13 protein-coding genes are annotated in these 15,302 nt (G+C 70.3%); 9 read left to right on the top strand and 4 right to left on the bottom strand.

Annotated features, from left to right (window positions below):
• Positions 1 to 127: 127 nt before the first annotated feature.
• Both ACZ4QV_RS22510 and ACZ4QV_RS22505 read left to right on the top strand, forming a co-directional pair.
• Positions 128 to 1,252, top strand: coding sequence for a cytochrome P450 (locus ACZ4QV_RS22510; protein WP_361589401.1), 1,125 nt, complete (start codon positions 128 to 130; stop codon positions 1,250 to 1,252).
• Positions 1,253 to 1,259: 7 nt separating this feature from the next.
• The gene (locus ACZ4QV_RS22505) at positions 1,260 to 1,502 is read left to right on the top strand and encodes a ferredoxin (RefSeq protein ID WP_467763323.1); all 243 of its coding nucleotides are present in this window, start codon (positions 1,260 to 1,262) and stop codon (positions 1,500 to 1,502) included.
• A gap of 177 nt (positions 1,503 to 1,679) precedes the next feature.
• Here the strand turns inward: ACZ4QV_RS22505 and ACZ4QV_RS22500 are convergent, their stop codons facing one another.
• Positions 1,680 to 2,189, bottom strand: coding sequence for a MarR family winged helix-turn-helix transcriptional regulator (locus ACZ4QV_RS22500; RefSeq protein WP_361152257.1), 510 nt, complete (start codon positions 2,187 to 2,189; stop codon positions 1,680 to 1,682).
• A gap of 141 nt (positions 2,190 to 2,330) precedes the next feature.
• On the opposite strand from ACZ4QV_RS22500, the gene ACZ4QV_RS22495 reads away from it, so the two are divergent.
• From ACZ4QV_RS22495 to ACZ4QV_RS22480, 4 genes are all read left to right on the top strand, one after another.
• Entirely contained in the window at positions 2,331 to 2,927 is a 597-nt protein-coding gene (locus ACZ4QV_RS22495; protein ID WP_361152261.1) for a hypothetical protein, read from the top strand.
• Positions 2,928 to 3,107: 180 nt separating this feature from the next.
• Positions 3,108 to 3,872, top strand: a complete 765-nt coding sequence (locus ACZ4QV_RS22490) for an SDR family NAD(P)-dependent oxidoreductase (protein ID WP_361152264.1) — start codon at positions 3,108 to 3,110, stop codon at positions 3,870 to 3,872.
• Positions 3,873 to 4,131: 259 nt separating this feature from the next.
• The gene (locus tag ACZ4QV_RS22485) at positions 4,132 to 5,511 is read left to right on the top strand and encodes an FAD-dependent oxidoreductase (RefSeq protein WP_361152267.1); all 1,380 of its coding nucleotides are present in this window, start codon (positions 4,132 to 4,134) and stop codon (positions 5,509 to 5,511) included.
• Between the two features lie 369 nt (positions 5,512 to 5,880).
• Positions 5,881 to 6,705 carry a transposase gene (locus tag ACZ4QV_RS22480; protein WP_467763322.1) on the top strand — a complete coding sequence of 275 codons (825 nt, stop codon included), beginning with the start codon at positions 5,881 to 5,883 and terminating at the stop codon, positions 6,703 to 6,705.
• 41 nt (positions 6,706 to 6,746) lie between these two features.
• Here ACZ4QV_RS22480 and ACZ4QV_RS22475 read toward each other — a convergent pair whose 3' ends face one another.
• Both ACZ4QV_RS22475 and ACZ4QV_RS22470 read right to left on the bottom strand, forming a co-directional pair.
• The gene (locus tag ACZ4QV_RS22475; RefSeq protein WP_361152273.1) at positions 6,747 to 7,988 is read right to left on the bottom strand and encodes a hypothetical protein; all 1,242 of its coding nucleotides are present in this window, start codon (positions 7,986 to 7,988) and stop codon (positions 6,747 to 6,749) included.
• 763 nt (positions 7,989 to 8,751) lie between these two features.
• Positions 8,752 to 10,230: an MFS transporter gene (locus tag ACZ4QV_RS22470; protein ID WP_361639137.1), complete on the bottom strand. Its 1,479-nt coding sequence runs from the start codon at positions 10,228 to 10,230 to the stop codon at positions 8,752 to 8,754.
• A gap of 683 nt (positions 10,231 to 10,913) precedes the next feature.
• On the opposite strand from ACZ4QV_RS22470, the gene ACZ4QV_RS22465 reads away from it, so the two are divergent.
• From ACZ4QV_RS22465 to ACZ4QV_RS22455, 3 genes are all read left to right on the top strand, one after another.
• A complete protein-coding gene (locus ACZ4QV_RS22465) occupies positions 10,914 to 11,642 on the top strand; it encodes a DJ-1/PfpI family protein (protein WP_361639140.1) in 729 nt (242 codons plus the stop codon).
• A 151-nt stretch (positions 11,643 to 11,793) separates the two neighbouring features.
• Positions 11,794 to 12,477 (top strand): DUF3159 domain-containing protein, encoded by a 684-nt coding sequence (locus tag ACZ4QV_RS22460; protein WP_361152282.1) that lies wholly within the window; start codon positions 11,794 to 11,796, stop codon positions 12,475 to 12,477.
• 78 nt (positions 12,478 to 12,555) lie between these two features.
• Complete coding sequence (locus ACZ4QV_RS22455; RefSeq protein WP_361881260.1) at positions 12,556 to 12,717, top strand: hypothetical protein; 162 nt, start codon at positions 12,556 to 12,558, stop codon at positions 12,715 to 12,717.
• A gap of 1,135 nt (positions 12,718 to 13,852) precedes the next feature.
• Here ACZ4QV_RS22455 and ACZ4QV_RS22450 read toward each other — a convergent pair.
• Positions 13,853 to 15,274, bottom strand: a complete 1,422-nt coding sequence (locus ACZ4QV_RS22450; protein WP_467763321.1) for an MFS transporter — start codon at positions 15,272 to 15,274, stop codon at positions 13,853 to 13,855.
• Positions 15,275 to 15,302: the final 28 nt, after the last annotated feature.

The following is a 15,302-nucleotide window of genomic DNA, read 5'->3' as shown; positions in this document are numbered from 1 at the left end:
GTGCTCTTTCCAAGACTGCGCACGACAGCCCCGCAGCCGAGAGAGGTGTCAGGTGAGCTCCAAGTGCCCGGTCAGTTACCCCTTCCCGTGGGCCCCCGCGCCTGATGTCCCGACGGACTGGCGCTCCATGCGGGAGGGTCCGCTGCTGGATATCACGCTGCCCAGCGGTGACCCCGCGGTCCTGGTCACCCGTTACAAGGACGTCCGCAGGCTGTACGCCGACGAACGGCTCAGCCGCAACTGGGCCCGTCACCCGGTCTCCCGGATCTCCGCCAGCAACGACCTCTTCGCCGACCCCGAGATCGACAACGACCCGCCGCGCTACCTCGTCGAGCGCGGCATCGTCATGCGAGCTTTCAGCCACCGCCGGCTGGAGGCACTGCGCCCCGTGGTCCGGCAGATCACCGGTGATCTGCTGGACGCCATGGAGGCGGACGGGAGCAACGAGGCCGAACTCATGGAGGCGTTCGCCTTCCCGCTGCCCATCCTCGTCATCTGCCACATGCTGGGCGTACCGCCGCAGGACCGGGGCAAGTTCCGCACCCTGATCGACGGCTACCTGTCCGTGAGCAAGCTGTCGGACGAGGAGGTCGAGCGCTGCCGCGTGCAGTACTGGGACTACCTCTCCGAGCTGATCGCCACCAAGCGGGCCGACCCCGGTGACGACCTGATCAGCGACCTGATCAAGGTCAATGCCGAGGACCCGGACAAGCTCACCGACCACCAGCTCCAGCACTGGGTCAAGACCCTGCTCATCGCCGGATACGTCACCACGGCCTCCCAGATCGGCACCGGCATGGCCGTCCTGCTGCACCGGCCCGCGGTCGCCGCCGAGCTGAAGGCCGACCTCTCGCTCGTCCCCTCGGCCGTCGAGGAGCTGCTGCGCTACCAGATCATGGGCACCTCGCTCGGCTCGCTGCGCTACGCCCTGGAGGACATCACCCTCCAGGACGGCACGGTGGTCCCCGAGGGCAGCACCGTCCTGCTCTCCGTCGAGAGCAACATGGACGAGGAGGTCTTCACCGACCCCACCACCCTCGACATACGGCGCGAGGACAACCACCACCTGACCTTCGGCGCGGGCATCCACTTCTGCGCCGGCGCGGCCCTGGCCCGTATGGAGCTCCAGGAGGCCACCGCGGGCCTGCTGCGCCGCTTCCCGGGCCTGGCTCTCGCGGTGCCGGGAGAGCAGTTGGTCCGTCCCGTGGGCGGATTCCTCGCCGGATACGCCGAGATCCCCGTGAAGTGGTGAGGCTGCCATGCCCGGTACCGGCACTCCGGACGGCCCCGAGGCCGGTCTGACCGTCATCGCCGACAACGAGACCTGTGTGACCAGCAATCTGTGCGTCAACCGGCTCCCGGAGGTCTTCGGCCAGGACGAGGACGGCTGTGTCGTCGTCCTCGATCCGCACCCGTCCGCCGAGCTGGCCCGCGAGCTGCTCCGCGTCAGGAGGAGCTGCCCGACGCGCTCCATCCGGGTGGAGGGACTGGAAGAGGACTGATCCGCGACGCACGGCCGGCCCCGGCTCCGCTCGCACCGAAGCCACCCCCGCGGGGGGCGACGGTACGAGCGGGCCGGGGCCGACGTATGTGTGCGTGGCGAACGGACAGGAACTCCCGTACGGCGGGTGAGGCCGGGCGTCGTCCGCCACCGGCAGCCCGTGCCGCGCGGTGGGGGCTCAGTCCCCCTTGGCCAGGCGCGCGGCGTGATCCCGCTGCTGGCCGGTGGCGAAGCGGAGGAAGGCGACCATCTCGCCCAGGGTGTCCGCGTCGAGCCCGCGCAGGTACTCCGCCCCTTCGCGCGCGATGGGTGTGAAGATCTCGGCGACCATCGCGTAGCCCTTCTCGGTGGGCGTCACGATGACCCGGCGGCGGTCGGCCGTGTCCCGGGCGCGGGTGGCGTAGCCGGCACGTTCCAGACGGTCGATGGCGGTGGTGACGCCGCCCGTGGTCAGCCCGGCGGCGGTGGCGAGCTCGCTGGGGCTCATCGGGGCGGGCCCGAAGAGCAGGTCGAGGCAGCGCAGGTCGGTGCGGTTGAGCCCGAGCCGGTCGGCGACCTGCTGGTCGAGGGTGTCGGCCGAGCGCTGGAACTCCTGCATGACCGTGCCGAACTCCTCTATGAGCCGTTCCCGCCCGTCGTCGGCGGCGGCCCGCTCAGGCCGTTGCTCCGGAACCTTCTCCACTGTCACGTCCGATCCTCTCCCCGGGTCTCTTGACATTCTAGCGAACTGCTCCGTAGAGTTCTAAGTGGCTAGGGAATCTAGCTACTAGAACCTCGGCTTACACGATTTTTGCCCAGACGGACGTCTGGTGCGGTGAAAGGAGCTCCGATGGACACCACCCCCACCGGCCGACTCGTCTTCGTCCCACAGGTCCAGCACCTCACGCTGGATGTCGCCGACGTCTCGGCCGGTGCCACCCCGCAGCCGTGCAGCACCGAGTTCGGCGGCCGGGACTCGCTGGTCGAGGACGACGGAAAGGGCACGATCACGATCCGCCGGCGCGGCCCCGTCCACCCCTTCGACCTGGCCCGGCGCACGGCGCACGTGACCCTGAGCCCGCTCATCGCCTGGCACATCGAGGTCCAGGGCCCGGCCGCGCACATCGAGGCCGACCTGACCGGTCTGCCGCTGCTCTCGCTGACCGTCACCGGCGGGCTCACCCAGGCGCGTTTCGTCCTGCCGCACACCGAACGCACCGTGGCCGTGCACTTCGGCAGCGGTGTCCGCAAGACGACGATCGTGCGCCCGCCCTCCGTGCGCGCCACCCTGCGGGGCGACACCGGCTTCACCGGCCTCTCACTGGACGGCGAATGGGCCGGCACCCGCACCGAGGCCGACTGGCGCAGCGCGGAGCCGGTCGAGTCGACACCGGGGTGCTACGACATCACGCTGGACTCCGGCGCCAACCGGCTCACCATCGCCTGAACCGGCGGCCCGGCCGTCCCGGCCCACCGCATCCACCCGACCCGGCCGGCCCGCCCCGATCCGCCCGGCTCGTACACCCGCGACACCCGCTCCCGTTCGAGCCACGGTCGAGAGTCCGTGGCAACGATCGACCGGCGGGAACTCCCGCACCCCACCCCACGAGCACCGCGAGGAGCCGTCATGGATCTGAAGCTGCAGGGCAAGCGGGCCGTCGTCACGGGCGCCGGACGCGGCATCGGCCTGGCCGTCACTCGGGCACTCACCGCCGAAGGAGCGCAGGTGATGGGAGGCACGCGCAGCGAGAGCGCCGCCCTGCGCGACGCCACCCCGCACACCATGGAGGTGGACCTCGCCACGCCCGACGGGCCGGCCCGCCTGGTCGGCCGCGCCGTCGACACCTTCGGCGGCCTGGACATCCTGGTCAACAACGTCGGCGGCCGCACCACGCCCGCCACCGGCTTCCTGGAACTGGCCGACGAGGACTGGCGGGCCAGCTTCGACCTCAACCTCCTGAGCACCGTACGGGCCGTGCGGACGGCCCTGCCGGCCCTGCTGGAAAGCCGGGGCGCCATCGTCAACATCGGCTCGGTCAACGCACAACTGCCGCTGCCGTTCCTCACCGAGTACGGCGCGATGAAGGCCGCCCTGGTCAACCTGGCCAAGGCACTCTCCGAGGAGTTCGGCCCGCGGGGCGTACGCGTGAACACCGTCTCGCCGGGTCCGGTCCTCACCGACGCGTGGGTCAACCCGCACCGCCTGGAGCGTCCGGACCCCGGCACCGAGGAGCGGCTGGCCGCGGTCCCCGGTCGGATGCGCCTGACCACGGGGGCCTTCATCGACCCGGAGGAGGTCGCCGCGATGGTCGTTCTCCTGGCCTCCGAGCGGCTCCCGGGCGCCACGGGTGGCGACTGGCTCATCGACGCCGGGATGCTCAAGTCCCTCTAAAACCACAGTGTTGCTGACGTGACCGGCCGTTCATCGGGCATGAGTTGCGCGGGGGAGTCCTGACGCCGGCTCGCCGTACCCGGCCCGTACTCCGCCCGCGCGCGCAGCACAACACCACACAACACAACACCGCGCTACGCAGCACGGCACCCGCCAGGGAGAACCGCCCCGTACCCCTTCCCGTACCACCCGCAGTACCGCAGAGACCAGTAACGCACTCGCAATACACCCGCAAGACACCTGAGGGGAACAACCCGACATGACCGACTCACCGTTCCACGTCCTCATCATCGGTGGCGGCACCGGTGGCATGGCCCTGGCGCACGGCCTCAAGCGGGCCGGAATCAGCTTCGCGGTCTACGAGCGCGAGCAGACCCGCAGCTCCGGCCTGCACGGTTACCGCGTGGGCATCAACCCCGACGGCAGCCGGGCGCTGAAGTACCTGCTGCCGCCCGAACTGTTCGACACCTTCCTCGCCACCTGCGCCCGGGCGCCGAAGTACTTCAGCTTCCTCAAGGAGGACCTCACCCCCAGCGTCACCCTGGACATCGTCGAGAGCGACGACCCCGTCAACAACGAGAGGTCCGTGAGCCGGATGACCCTCCGGCAGGTGCTGCTCACCGGCATCGAGGACGACGTCCACTTCGGCAAGACCTTCACGCACTACGAGAAGGAGTCCGACGGCCGCGTCACCGCGTACTTCGACGACGGCACCAACGCCACCGGCGACCTGCTCGTCGCCGCCGACGGCGCCAACTCGCGGGTGCGCAAGCAGTACCTGCCGCACTCCCGGGTGCAGGACGCCAACATCATCTCCATCACCGCCAAGGTCCCGCTCACCCCGGAGACCAAGGCGCTGCTGCCCTACAAGGTCCACCAGGGCATCGGCCTGGTCGTCGCCCCCAAGGGGTACAGCTGCATCCTGCACACGATGGAGTTCGGCTGGGACCGGGAGGGCCGGGTCAAGTCCGGCATCGGCGGCAACGACGCGGCGCTCATCGAGCAGTGGCCCGGGCTGCTCTTCGACAACACCCGCGACTACATCAACTGGGGTTTCTGGGCCTCGACCGACAAATTCCCCGAGGGTGTCATGAAGAAGTCGCCGGAGGAGCTCATCAAGCTCGTTCTGGACATGACGCCCGACTGGAGCCCCAACCTGCGCAAGCTCTTCAGCATGGGCGACCCGCAGACCACCTTCCCCATCAACATCCGCACCTCGGTGCCGATCCCGCGGTGGAGCGCCAGCAACGTCACCCTCATCGGCGACGCCATCCACACCATGACCCCCGGTCAGGGCGTCGGCGCCAACACCTCCCTGCGCGACGCGGCCCGGCTGTGCAAGCTGCTGATCGAGTATGTCCGCGGTGACATCCCGCTCCTGAAGGCCGTCGACACCTACGAGGCCAAAATGGTCCAGTACGGGTTCGAGGCGGTCAAGGAGTCCCTGAAGCAGACCGGCGGCGATCAGCCCATCCACAAGCCGGTCATCGGCCGGGCCACCCTCGCCTCCATGCGCGGCTACTTCTGGGTCGCCCGCCACGTCCCGGCCGTCCAGCGGAAGATGGCGGAGGACCTCTACCTGGACCGCGGCGGCGACCGCGAGGACTACGGCGAACTGGTGCCGCCGGGCGGCAACTGACCCACACCTTGGCCACGCCGCCGCCCATCGGAGCGGCGTACCACGACAGTCCCCGCGACGGGCGGGCGCGGCGCCCACCGCGCCCGCCCGTCGACGCGACTCCGGCGTACGGTACTCCGACATCCTGCACGTGAGACGAGGTTGTCCCGGTGGTGGCCCACAACCAGTCCCGCCGCTTGAACCCGACGTACAGACCGGTGCACACGTTCGCCACCAGGACGAGGGCGAACGGGGAGCCGAACGCCCAGGCGGCTCAGCTTTACGCAGCCGATTCTCCCCAGGTGCCCCCACCGGGGCTCCGTTCTCCCCAGTTTCTCCCCGGAGAAGCTCCTCGGTTGCAGTCGTTCCCGTCCCCGGGGAGGCGCTCAGTTGGGAAGGGGCCCTCGCGGCCCTCAGAGCTCGGGAACGTACCGTTCGGGGGCGGGAGCCGACACCGAGTGCGGGTTGCTGGACAGCCAGAGCGTCAGGGCCACCGAACGCGGCAGCCGGCACGGGTACGACGGCGGCAAGAAGATGCCGGGCATCAAACGCCACCTCCTGGCCGACACCCTCGGCCTGGTGCTCGCAGTCTGCGTCAGCCCGGCCGACGTCAGCGACCGGGACGGCGCCGCCGTGCTGCTGGCCCGCTGCGCGGGCAAGTTCCCCCGCTTGCGGCACCTGTGGACCGACCAGGGCCACCGCGGCCGGGACTTCCTGAACTGGGTCCGCGAGGAGACCGGGATCACCATCCAGATCGTCCAGCGCGAGGACGGCGGCTTCCGCAGCACCTGGGCCAGGGCCGACGCTCCACCACGGGCGGTGCCGAGGTTCGCGGCGGCTCCCCGCCGTTGGGTGATCGAGCGGAGTTCCGCCTGGCTGGGCCGCTACCGGCGACATTCGAAGGACTACGAGTACCTGGCCGCCAGCCAGGAGAACGCGGTCCACCTGGCGACCGTGATGCGCCTGCTGCACCGCTCGGAAGATCGCTGTTCTGAACGGGGCTTCTCGGACGCCTTCCAGCCAGCCCGGAAAACGCTTTCCGCCTGCGGCGCAGCAGCTTCAGCCAGCCCGCCAGTTCCGGCCCCCCTCCCGCCACGAAGCCATCGCCGCCCCCGGAATCCGGTCACCCGACGCCATGGCGATCGAGCAACACGCCCAGGCCCCCCAAGGCCGGCCCAGAAGCAGGGACGCGTAGGCCCCGCACGCAACCGGTAGGCCGGGTTGCACGTGCGGGGCCGCTCACGGGGTGTGGGCCGTCAGACTGCGATCAGGCTGTACGTGCCCGTACCGTCCTGCCGGCCGCTGGAGTACTGGCGTATGAACTCCCCGTCCGCGTACCGGTCGTGGCCCATCATGGAGCCGGTGTACTTGTTCTGCACACCGATCTTCGAGCTGCCGGGTACGTCGCGGTAGATGTAGAACCGCTGGAGGTCGTCCTCCGCGCAGGTGGTCGTCTGCAGGACCGCCCGATCGGTGGCCGCGTTCTGCGAGGCGATGGTCGCGCACCCGCCGTTGCCCCAGTTCCACAGGGACGCCTCAAGGACCCCGTTGCGCTCCGTCACGTTGCACAGGCGCCAGTTGTCCAGGTGGGCGCTGAAGATCGTCGAGGGCCGCAGGCGGACACCGTCGGCCGCCAGGAGCGGCGCGCCCCAGGACAGGGGCTTGCCCGGTACGGCGATCTTGTAGACGCCGGCCTGGCAGTCGAGCGCGGCCCGCGCGCTACGTCCGGTGGCCCCGCGCTGTTCGGCGGACGTGCCGCCGGCGAGAGCCGGGCGCTGCACGACGCGGTCCCGCATCTGCTTCGCCGTCGGCGCCACCGCACCCGCCGGGTGCTCGGCCTTCGCGGCGGCCGAGCCGCAGTCGAGGAGGGACTGCGCCTTGGCCATGATGCTGCCTGCGGGCACCTTGTCCTGGCAGCGCACCGCGCCTTCCTCAAGGGTGGTGTAGGTGGTGAAGTTGCCGCCGTCGGGCCCCTCGATCCACTTCAACGCCCAAGCTCCGCCGCTCTGTTGGACTCGGTTGCAGTTGAGGCTTCCGTAGGTTCCGGTGACCTTCTTGGTGCCCTTGTAGGCGCCGTAGTAGCCGGGCTGGTTGAAGTTCCACGTGACCGCGTTCGACTCGGTGCTGGTGGAGGTGTAGTCGACCTTTACGTTCAGGCCCAGGCTCGCGCCGACCTTGCCGAGGACCTCGTTGCCGAAACCACCCTCGACATTGCCGTTGAGGCCGACGGAGACCGTGATGGTCGTCTGGGTGGTGGCGGTGACGGTCTGGGTGCCGGTGGTGCCCTCGGTGACGTACCAGCCCTTGAAGTGGGTGATCGTCGGGGAGACTTCGGTTGTCTTGATGTACGGGTGGCGTGTGCCGAGGTCGGCCGCCGTACAGGTGTCGCCGGGCGCGGGCGTCTGCGCCGTCGTGGTGGTGGGTGCTGCGGCAGCCGGTGAGGCGGCGAGGCCCATGGCGGTGACCGCACAGGCGGCCGCCGTAGCGGTCACCGCCATGAGTGGTCTGCCAATGCGGCTGACGGGTCTGCTGGGGCGCATCGTTGCCCACTTCCCCCTGGTTGTGTGTGTCCGGTCGGGGTGAATGTAGCGGCCTTAGGGGGTGGTGGCGTGAGGCCGGAACTGGCCACAAAGGATCACGGAAGGGCTGATTCCGCCCTGTCGGAGACCGTTGCCGGGCTGCTTCGGTCCCCGGTGAACCCGTACGCCATGGGGTCACCCTTTGGGACGCGGAGGCTGGGGGCGGCTGTCGGAGGCGACGCGTGATCTGTTTCCCGTTACGCAACATGTGGAGTGTGTGATGTTCCTTGAGCAAGTGGCCAAGGGTTTCTGACCTGCGGTTTGCCGGGACCCGGCGCCGCGCTGGGCTGTTGTGGTCCGCGATCCGGACCGCACCGGGTGATGGTCAGTTTTCCGGCCGAACCGGCGACGCAGGCGGGGTTGAATGGCCCCCTTGAGCAGCCGGATGGCCTGTGTCCGGTGCGGCCAGAGGCTGCGCCGCCGGGTGGGGGTGACCAGCATGGCGAAGAGTGTGTCTTCAGGGCGTGCGCCGATGTTGTGAAGTCCCACCTCGCGTTTTCGACGGGCAGTGGTTCGGCCCGGCCGCCCTATCGCTCCCGTACCCGTAGGTGTCCGCAGAGTCGGGTTGGGGGCGTGGACGTGGTCGTGGTCGTGAGGCTTCACCCGTCGTGGCTGTATGGGGTGTACGGGGAGAGGACGAGGCGGCGGCACGGGCCGGGTGCCGCCGCCTTGGGGAACTGGTCTACCCGGCCCGGTTCTTCGTGTGCTTGGGCAGGCAGAACAGCAGGGCCCACAGCAGGGCCAGGAGGCTGCCGACCCACCACAGCACGGTGACGAACGCGTCGCGGTTGAGTGCGGCCTCGGGTGAGCCGCCGGTGGTCGCGAAGAACACCAGCGCGGTCAGCGCGGTGCCCAGGGCGATACCCAGGTGCATGACGGTGTTGAACAGGCCCGAGGCGGCCCCGGCGTCCTCGTGCGGGACCTTGGCCAGCGACATGTCGGCGAGCGGGCCGCCGACCATGCCGAGGCCGAATCCGATCAGTACCACCGGAGCAGTCATCGCCACGAGGCTCAGGTCCGCCTGGCCTGCTTCGATCTGGAGCCCGTAGGCAGCCATCGAGGCGAGCGTGACGAGAGCTCCGGCTTGCGGCAGCCGGCGGGCGAAACGCCCGCCGCTCCTCGCCACGACCGTCGCACCGCCCAGCTCTCCGACGGAGAGCAGCACGAAGGCCAGGGCCGCGTGGAAGGGGCTCATGCCCAGTCCGTGCTGGAGGTAGAGGGTCCAGGTCATGAAGAACAGCCCGCACAGAAGGCCGTGCATCAACTGCGCGGCCATGCCGCCGGAGAACTGCCGGCTCCGGAAGAGGGGCAGAGGTACGAGCGGGGCGTTGCCCTGCTTGCGCTGCTGGTGACGCAGGAAGACGCCGAGGACGAGCAGGCCCGCGGCGAGCAGGGCGAAGCACCACAGTGGCCAGTGATGCAGGTGACCCTCGGTGAGGGGGAAGACGATCAGGACGATGGCCAGCGCGGACAGGAGCATGCCGGTCAGGTCGAGCCGGTCGGCCTTCTTCACGGTCGACTCGGGGATGAACCTGCGCCCCAGGAGGATCACGGCGAGGCCGACAGGCACGTTGACCAGGAAGATCGGCCGCCAGGACAGCCCGAACAGGTCCGACTCGGTCAGCAGACCGCCCATCACCGGGCCCAGGACATTGGCGAGCGACATGATGGCCCCGTACAGGCCGAACACCTTGCTGCGGTTCTGCCCCTCGAAGGTGACGTGGAGGGTGGCCAGGATCTGCGGGACCATCACGGCCACGCCCACGCCCTGGAGCGCACGGGCGGCGATCAGCACACCCGGCCCGGCAGCGAGGCCGCACAACAGTGAGGCCGTGGTGAACACGACGGTGCCGATGAGGAGGATTCTGCGTCGGCCGCAGAGGTCGCCGAGGCGTCCGCCGGTGATCAGCCCCACGGCGATGGGCAGCGAATAGCCGGTGGTCAGCCACTGCACCGTGTCCGGTCCGGCGCCGGTGGACTCCTGGATCGCGGGCAGGGCGGTCAGGACGACCGACTGGTCGATCATGTCCATCAGCTCGGCGCCCAGGAGCACCAAGAGGGCGATCCAGGCCGCCAGGCCCATCTTCGACAGACCGGGTGTGGGCTGGGTCGGGGGCTGGGTGGTGTGCTTCGGCTCGTTGCCGAGCGCGGAGGAAGACACGACGGGAAACTCCTGATCCAAAGGAATCGGGGAGCCCTGCCGACAGCCGCACCGGGTCCGGAAAGCACGAAACCCGGGGCAGACGGCAGAGCTGCACCCGGGAAGGAAAACTGCGGGGAAGGGTGACGCAACTCAGGCCAGCGCGACGTCCGCCCCGGACACGTGCGACACAACAGCACGCGGGGAACGCGGACGACTACATGGCCTGGTTAATAGGTCGCCACCCCAAGATCGATAGAGAAGAAAACAGAGAATCCGGTCGCTGCCACCGATACCTCGGCACAGGAACCCTGTCACGCTACGTCATCACAGGCTCCCGACGCAAACCAGACGTCTGCGACAGCATCCGCGGCATGACAGCCCCGTAGGAAGCCACCCCGAGCGACGCGGACGGCATCGAGCGCCGCCCCGGTTCGCGCTGCCGGACCGTACTCGCCTCACCTTGCCGCTCGCACCCGGTCGGGGTCGCCGGCACCTACCGCACCGGTCGCTTCAGCTCGGCGCCACTCCCCACGGCCTCCCGACGGGGCAACGTCGGTCAGCAGGAAGAACCCGCAGCTCATGGCGTTGGCGAGATCCCGTTGGAGACTGTCGATCCAGCCCATGGCCCGCCCCTGCCGCGCTGCTTAGCGTGAGGGGCGCGGTCAAGAGACCGGCAGCCTCCGGAAGAAATGAGAAGCGCCATGCTCGCCCAGTTCGTCCTCTTCGACGGCTTCGACCCGCTGGATGTCATCGCCCCGTACGAGGTGTTCAGCGCCGCCGGGAACTTCACCGACCAGGTGCGGGTCGAACTGGTCAGCGCCGAGGGGGCCAGGGAGGTCCCCAGTGGGATTCCCGGCGTTTCCCTGACGGCCGCTGCCCCGCTGGACCCGAGCCGCGCGGACCTGATCGTCGTACCCGGCGCGGCGGGCACGCTGCCCGCGGGGACGGACGACCCCGCCGGGGGGCCGTCCGGCGCGACCATCCCCGTCCTCATCGGCAACTCCCTCACCACCGAGCTTCCGGGGCTGCTGGCCAAGGCCCTCGCCACGCCCGGCACCACGGTGGCCACGGTCTGCGGGGGTTCGCTGGTTCTGGCGATGGCCGGGCTCATCGAAGGTCGTAACGCGATGACCCACCATCAGGGCGTGGACCTGCTCGCCCGGAACGGCGTCACCGTCGTCCGCGCCCGCGTCGTGGACGACGGTGACCTGGTGACCGCCGGGGGCGTCACTTCCGGTCTCGACCTGGCCCTGCACCTGCTGGACCGGGAGATCGGCCCGAAGATCGCCTTGGCCGTCGAGCACCTCTTCGCGCACGAACGCCGGGGCGTGGTGTGGCGTGACCAGGGGGCGGTCCCGCAGCCCAGCCCCTTCGACACGGCGCAGGGCGCCGCCGCCGGCATGTCGTCGTCCGCATCCGCTTCGGCCTGACACCTCGCACGCATACGCGTCCCGCCGTACGTTGCCTGCCACGGCGGGTACGGCGGGGCGCGCCATCCTCCGGCGCGGACCGGGAACCGAGCACGTGCCGTCCCCGGCGGCTCGGACTGCCCGCCGCAACTGTGGCGAACGGAAGGAAGCCATGGACACACCACACACCGAGGTCTCGACGGGGGGCGCCCTCCACAGCCCCCTCCCGGCCTCCGGACTCAGCCCCGGGAAGGCGGTGATCAAACGGTTCGGCGGCGCCTCGGGACTGGTGGCCACCGCGGCTCCCACCCTCGTGTTCGTCGTCGCCGACCGCCTCGGCGGCCTGCGGCTCGCCCTGGTGTCCACCACGGTGACGGTGATCGTCGTCCTCGCCTGGCGGCTGCGCGCCAAGGAGCAGGTACGGCACGCCGTCATCGGCGCGCTGGTGGCGGTGGCCTGTGCGGCCGTGGCGGCCGGCACCGGGGAGGCCAAAGGATTCTTCCTGCTGCCGATCCTGGTACCGGCCGTGGCGACGGTGGTCTGCGTCCTGTCGGTGGCCGCCGGCCGCCCGCTGGCCGGTCTGGTCGCGAACCGGCTGGTCGGCGGCCCGCCGCGGTGGCGCTCGTACCGGCCCCTCCGGCGCTTCTACGGGGCGACGACACTGCTCATCTCGGTGGTGAGCCTCGCGAGCCTGGTGGCGCAGGTGATTCTCTACCGGCAGGCCGAGATCGCCTGGCTCGGAGTCCTGCACATCCTCATGGGGCCGCTGTGGCTCGCCGTCACGGCCGCCTCCATCCTCCTGTCCCGCATGGCCGTGACCCGCTACCGCAAGGCGGCCACGCAGGAGTCGGAGTAGGCGGGGCCGAGGCGTGACTGGTACGACGCCGAGCTGCTGTACGTCTACAGCCTCCTCGCACCCGCCACCGCCTCGCGTGTGAAGCACGAGTTCGCCGACGTTGCCGACCCACCACAGGGCCAAGCCGCCCAGATGATCCTGGCCACGGAACTGCTCCAGTCCGCCTTCCGTGGCGACCACCCGGAACTCGTACCGCCGCTGCGGGCGACATCAAAAAGATCAGTGAAACGCTCCAGGTAAGGCAGCGCTGCGTCGTGCGCGGGTCCTTGTGGTCGGCCCAGTGCTGGATTTTTTCCGGCCGGGTGCCGGGCCGGTCTTCTTCTGCGGCAGGCGGCCCGTTTCGCGGTGGCCTGGTTCGGGCCGCGCGCCGCGAGCCGAGTGCGGCGTCGGGTGGCGTGGCACCGGGCGGATGGCTGTTTCGCAACAGGGCGGGCGATCACGTGGAGGTCGCGGCGTACGGCACGACGTGGGCGCGGGCCGGGGAACTGGCCCTGACCCGGACGGTGTGCGCGAGCAGGTCAACCGGCTCATCGAGCAGTCCCTGCCGGAGTGGGACCGCTTCAGGGGGAGGAGGCGTTTCTGCGGGGGTGAAGCGCAGTTCTGGTCCGTGACTGGTCCGGAAGAGCTGGTCGGGACGGGGCTGGCGGTGGGAGGAAGCGGGAGGTACGACGGAAACCGGGCCTGGCCCTGAGTGAGTCCAGCGGAAGGCGCCTGACGGGCAATAGCCCAGGTCAGGCCGCCTACCTGTCTACGCTCAGAAGGGTCCCGGCTTCTTCGGCGAGTACGACACGAGCAGGTTCTTCGTCTACCGGTGGTACAGGGCTCACGGTGGTGTTGACCTGCGGCCTTGGCGGATGTCGCGGATACTGAGGGGACGTTGGCCCGCGTATGGTCCGGATCCTGGTGCCAGTCACCGGGAGGTGGACGGGGTCGGTGAGGCGGGGGAGAACCGGCGATGCGGGGCGGTGGAGTCGTGTTGATCGGGCCGTCGCTGAACAGACAGAGGGGCGCGGAGAATACCCGCCTTGCCCCTCACAACGCTGTCGAGCGAAAGACTTGCCGAGCAGGCGCGGGCGCATCCGAACAGCTCGGCGCCACTACGGAATTCGGTCGTCGGTACCCCATGGCACACGGTGGGCGATCCGGCCAGTACGGACCTGGGCCGACCGGTGTCGCCGCGCCCTGGCCCGAGGCATCCCGGAGGCCGAGGGCGACCGGCGCTACGGGGGCGACCTCGTACACCGCATCGCCGCCGTAGCCCGCCGCCGCCGGCCCGCCGCCGACCGGGACTTCGCCGACTCCGCGGCGTTCCCGCCCTACCGGCCTCGGCGCCGATCCGGTGACGGCTTTGCGGTATGCCGTCCGCGGAACGACGTCACCCTCCCGGCCGGCCCGCCCCGGCCCGCGTCCTGCCCTCCCGGAGTCTGATCCACCCGACGAGGACCAGACACGCGGCCAGACAGCCCGCCGCGGTGATCAGCAATGCCGTGTCGGCGGCCGCTTCCGAGCCCACGCCGCGGTTCTGGTCGGTGACGGCTCCGGCCAGTCCGACGCCCAGCCCTGCGGCCACGGTGATGACCGTCTTGGTGACGCCCGAGGCCTCCCCGGCCCGCTCCGGCCGGATCACCGCCTGGGTGGCGATGAGGGTCAGTGAGTTGGCCACTCCGAGGACCGCTCCGCCTACGGTGGCCACGGCTACGTACAGAGCCAGGGAGGAGACCCCGGCGAGGCACGCCAGCACCAGCGCTCCGCCGCACAGACAGCCCGCCATCAGCCGTACCGCGGCCCGTGGCGGTACCCGCCCGGCGAGCGGCCCGGCGATCGCCATGGCCAGCGCGGGGGCCAGGAACGCGGTGCCCGCGAGGACGACCGAGAGGTCCCACTGGCCCTGGAGCGTGAGGGGAACCACGAAGAGGAACATCACGGTGGTGGTGTTGGCCGCGGCACCGGCCAGGGTGAGTGCCATGTACGGTCCGTTGCGGAACAGGCTGAGCTGCACCAGCGGATGGGCCGCGGTCCGCTCACGCCGTACGAACAGGATCAGCAGGGCTGCCGCGACGGCCACGCCCGCCAGCGCGGCCGGCCACGGCCAGCGCGGCCCGCGGTCGATGACGACACAGAGCGCGGCGAGCAAGGCCGTGCCGCCGGCCAGGCCGCTCCAGTCGACGCTGCGGGGCGCGCTGGTGTCGTAGCTCTCGGCGGTACGTGCGGCACAGACCGCGCCGAGTACGGCGAGCGGGACGTTGAGCCAGAAGACGGCACGCCAGGACACCGATTCGGTCAGGGCGCCGCCGATGAACGGGCCGCAGGCGGTGGCGACCCCGCCGATGCCGAGGGCCCATCCGGTGGCACGGCCGCGCAGTTCGGCCGGGTAGACGTTGGTCAGCAGGGACAGCCCCACCGGCATGATCAGTGCGGCTCCGGCGCCTTGGGCCACCCGGGCGCCCACGAGGACGGGCAGGGACGGGGCGAGCGCGCAGACCAGCGAGGACGCGCCGAACGCGGCAAGGCCCGTGACCAGGAGCCGCCGTCGGCCGAACAGATCGCCCAGCCGCCCCGCCCCCAGCATCAGCGTGCCGGTGGACAGCAGGTACGCGCTGATCACCCACTGGAGACCGTCTCCGCCCGCGTGCAGGTCGCGGCCGATCTCCGGCAGGGCGAGGTTCAGCCCGAACGAGTCGAGCTGGATGCAGAACACACCCACGGACATGGCGAGGAGGGCCCATCGCCGGGTGGCGAAGGGCGGCGCCGTCGCGCCGCCGCCGGTACCGCCCTTCAAGGCCGTGCTCTTGCTCACGATGGTCCACTTCTCCTCATGGTCGGCC

The sequence above is a fragment of the Streptomyces sp. NPDC026394 genome (assembly GCF_055567735.1).
Note: the sequence above shows the minus strand (reverse complement) of the source record. Positions and strands in the feature narration are given on the sequence as shown.

Coding starts and splice junctions, on each gene's coding strand:
- ACZ4QV_RS22485 (WP_361152267.1), top strand. CDS start 4,132: ATGACCGACTCACCGTTCCACGTCCTCATCATCGGTGGCGGCACCGGT.
- ACZ4QV_RS22495 (WP_361152261.1), top strand. CDS start 2,331: ATGGACACCACCCCCACCGGCCGACTCGTCTTCGTCCCACAGGTCCAG.
- ACZ4QV_RS22475 (WP_361152273.1), bottom strand. CDS start 7,988: ATGGCGGTGACCGCTACGGCGGCCGCCTGTGCGGTCACCGCCATGGGC.
- ACZ4QV_RS22505 (WP_467763323.1), top strand. CDS start 1,260: ATGCCCGGTACCGGCACTCCGGACGGCCCCGAGGCCGGTCTGACCGTC.
- ACZ4QV_RS22510 (WP_361589401.1), top strand. CDS start 128: ATGCGGGAGGGTCCGCTGCTGGATATCACGCTGCCCAGCGGTGACCCC.
- ACZ4QV_RS22460 (WP_361152282.1), top strand. CDS start 11,794: ATGGACACACCACACACCGAGGTCTCGACGGGGGGCGCCCTCCACAGC.
- ACZ4QV_RS22465 (WP_361639140.1), top strand. CDS start 10,914: ATGCTCGCCCAGTTCGTCCTCTTCGACGGCTTCGACCCGCTGGATGTC.
- ACZ4QV_RS22490 (WP_361152264.1), top strand. CDS start 3,108: ATGGATCTGAAGCTGCAGGGCAAGCGGGCCGTCGTCACGGGCGCCGGA.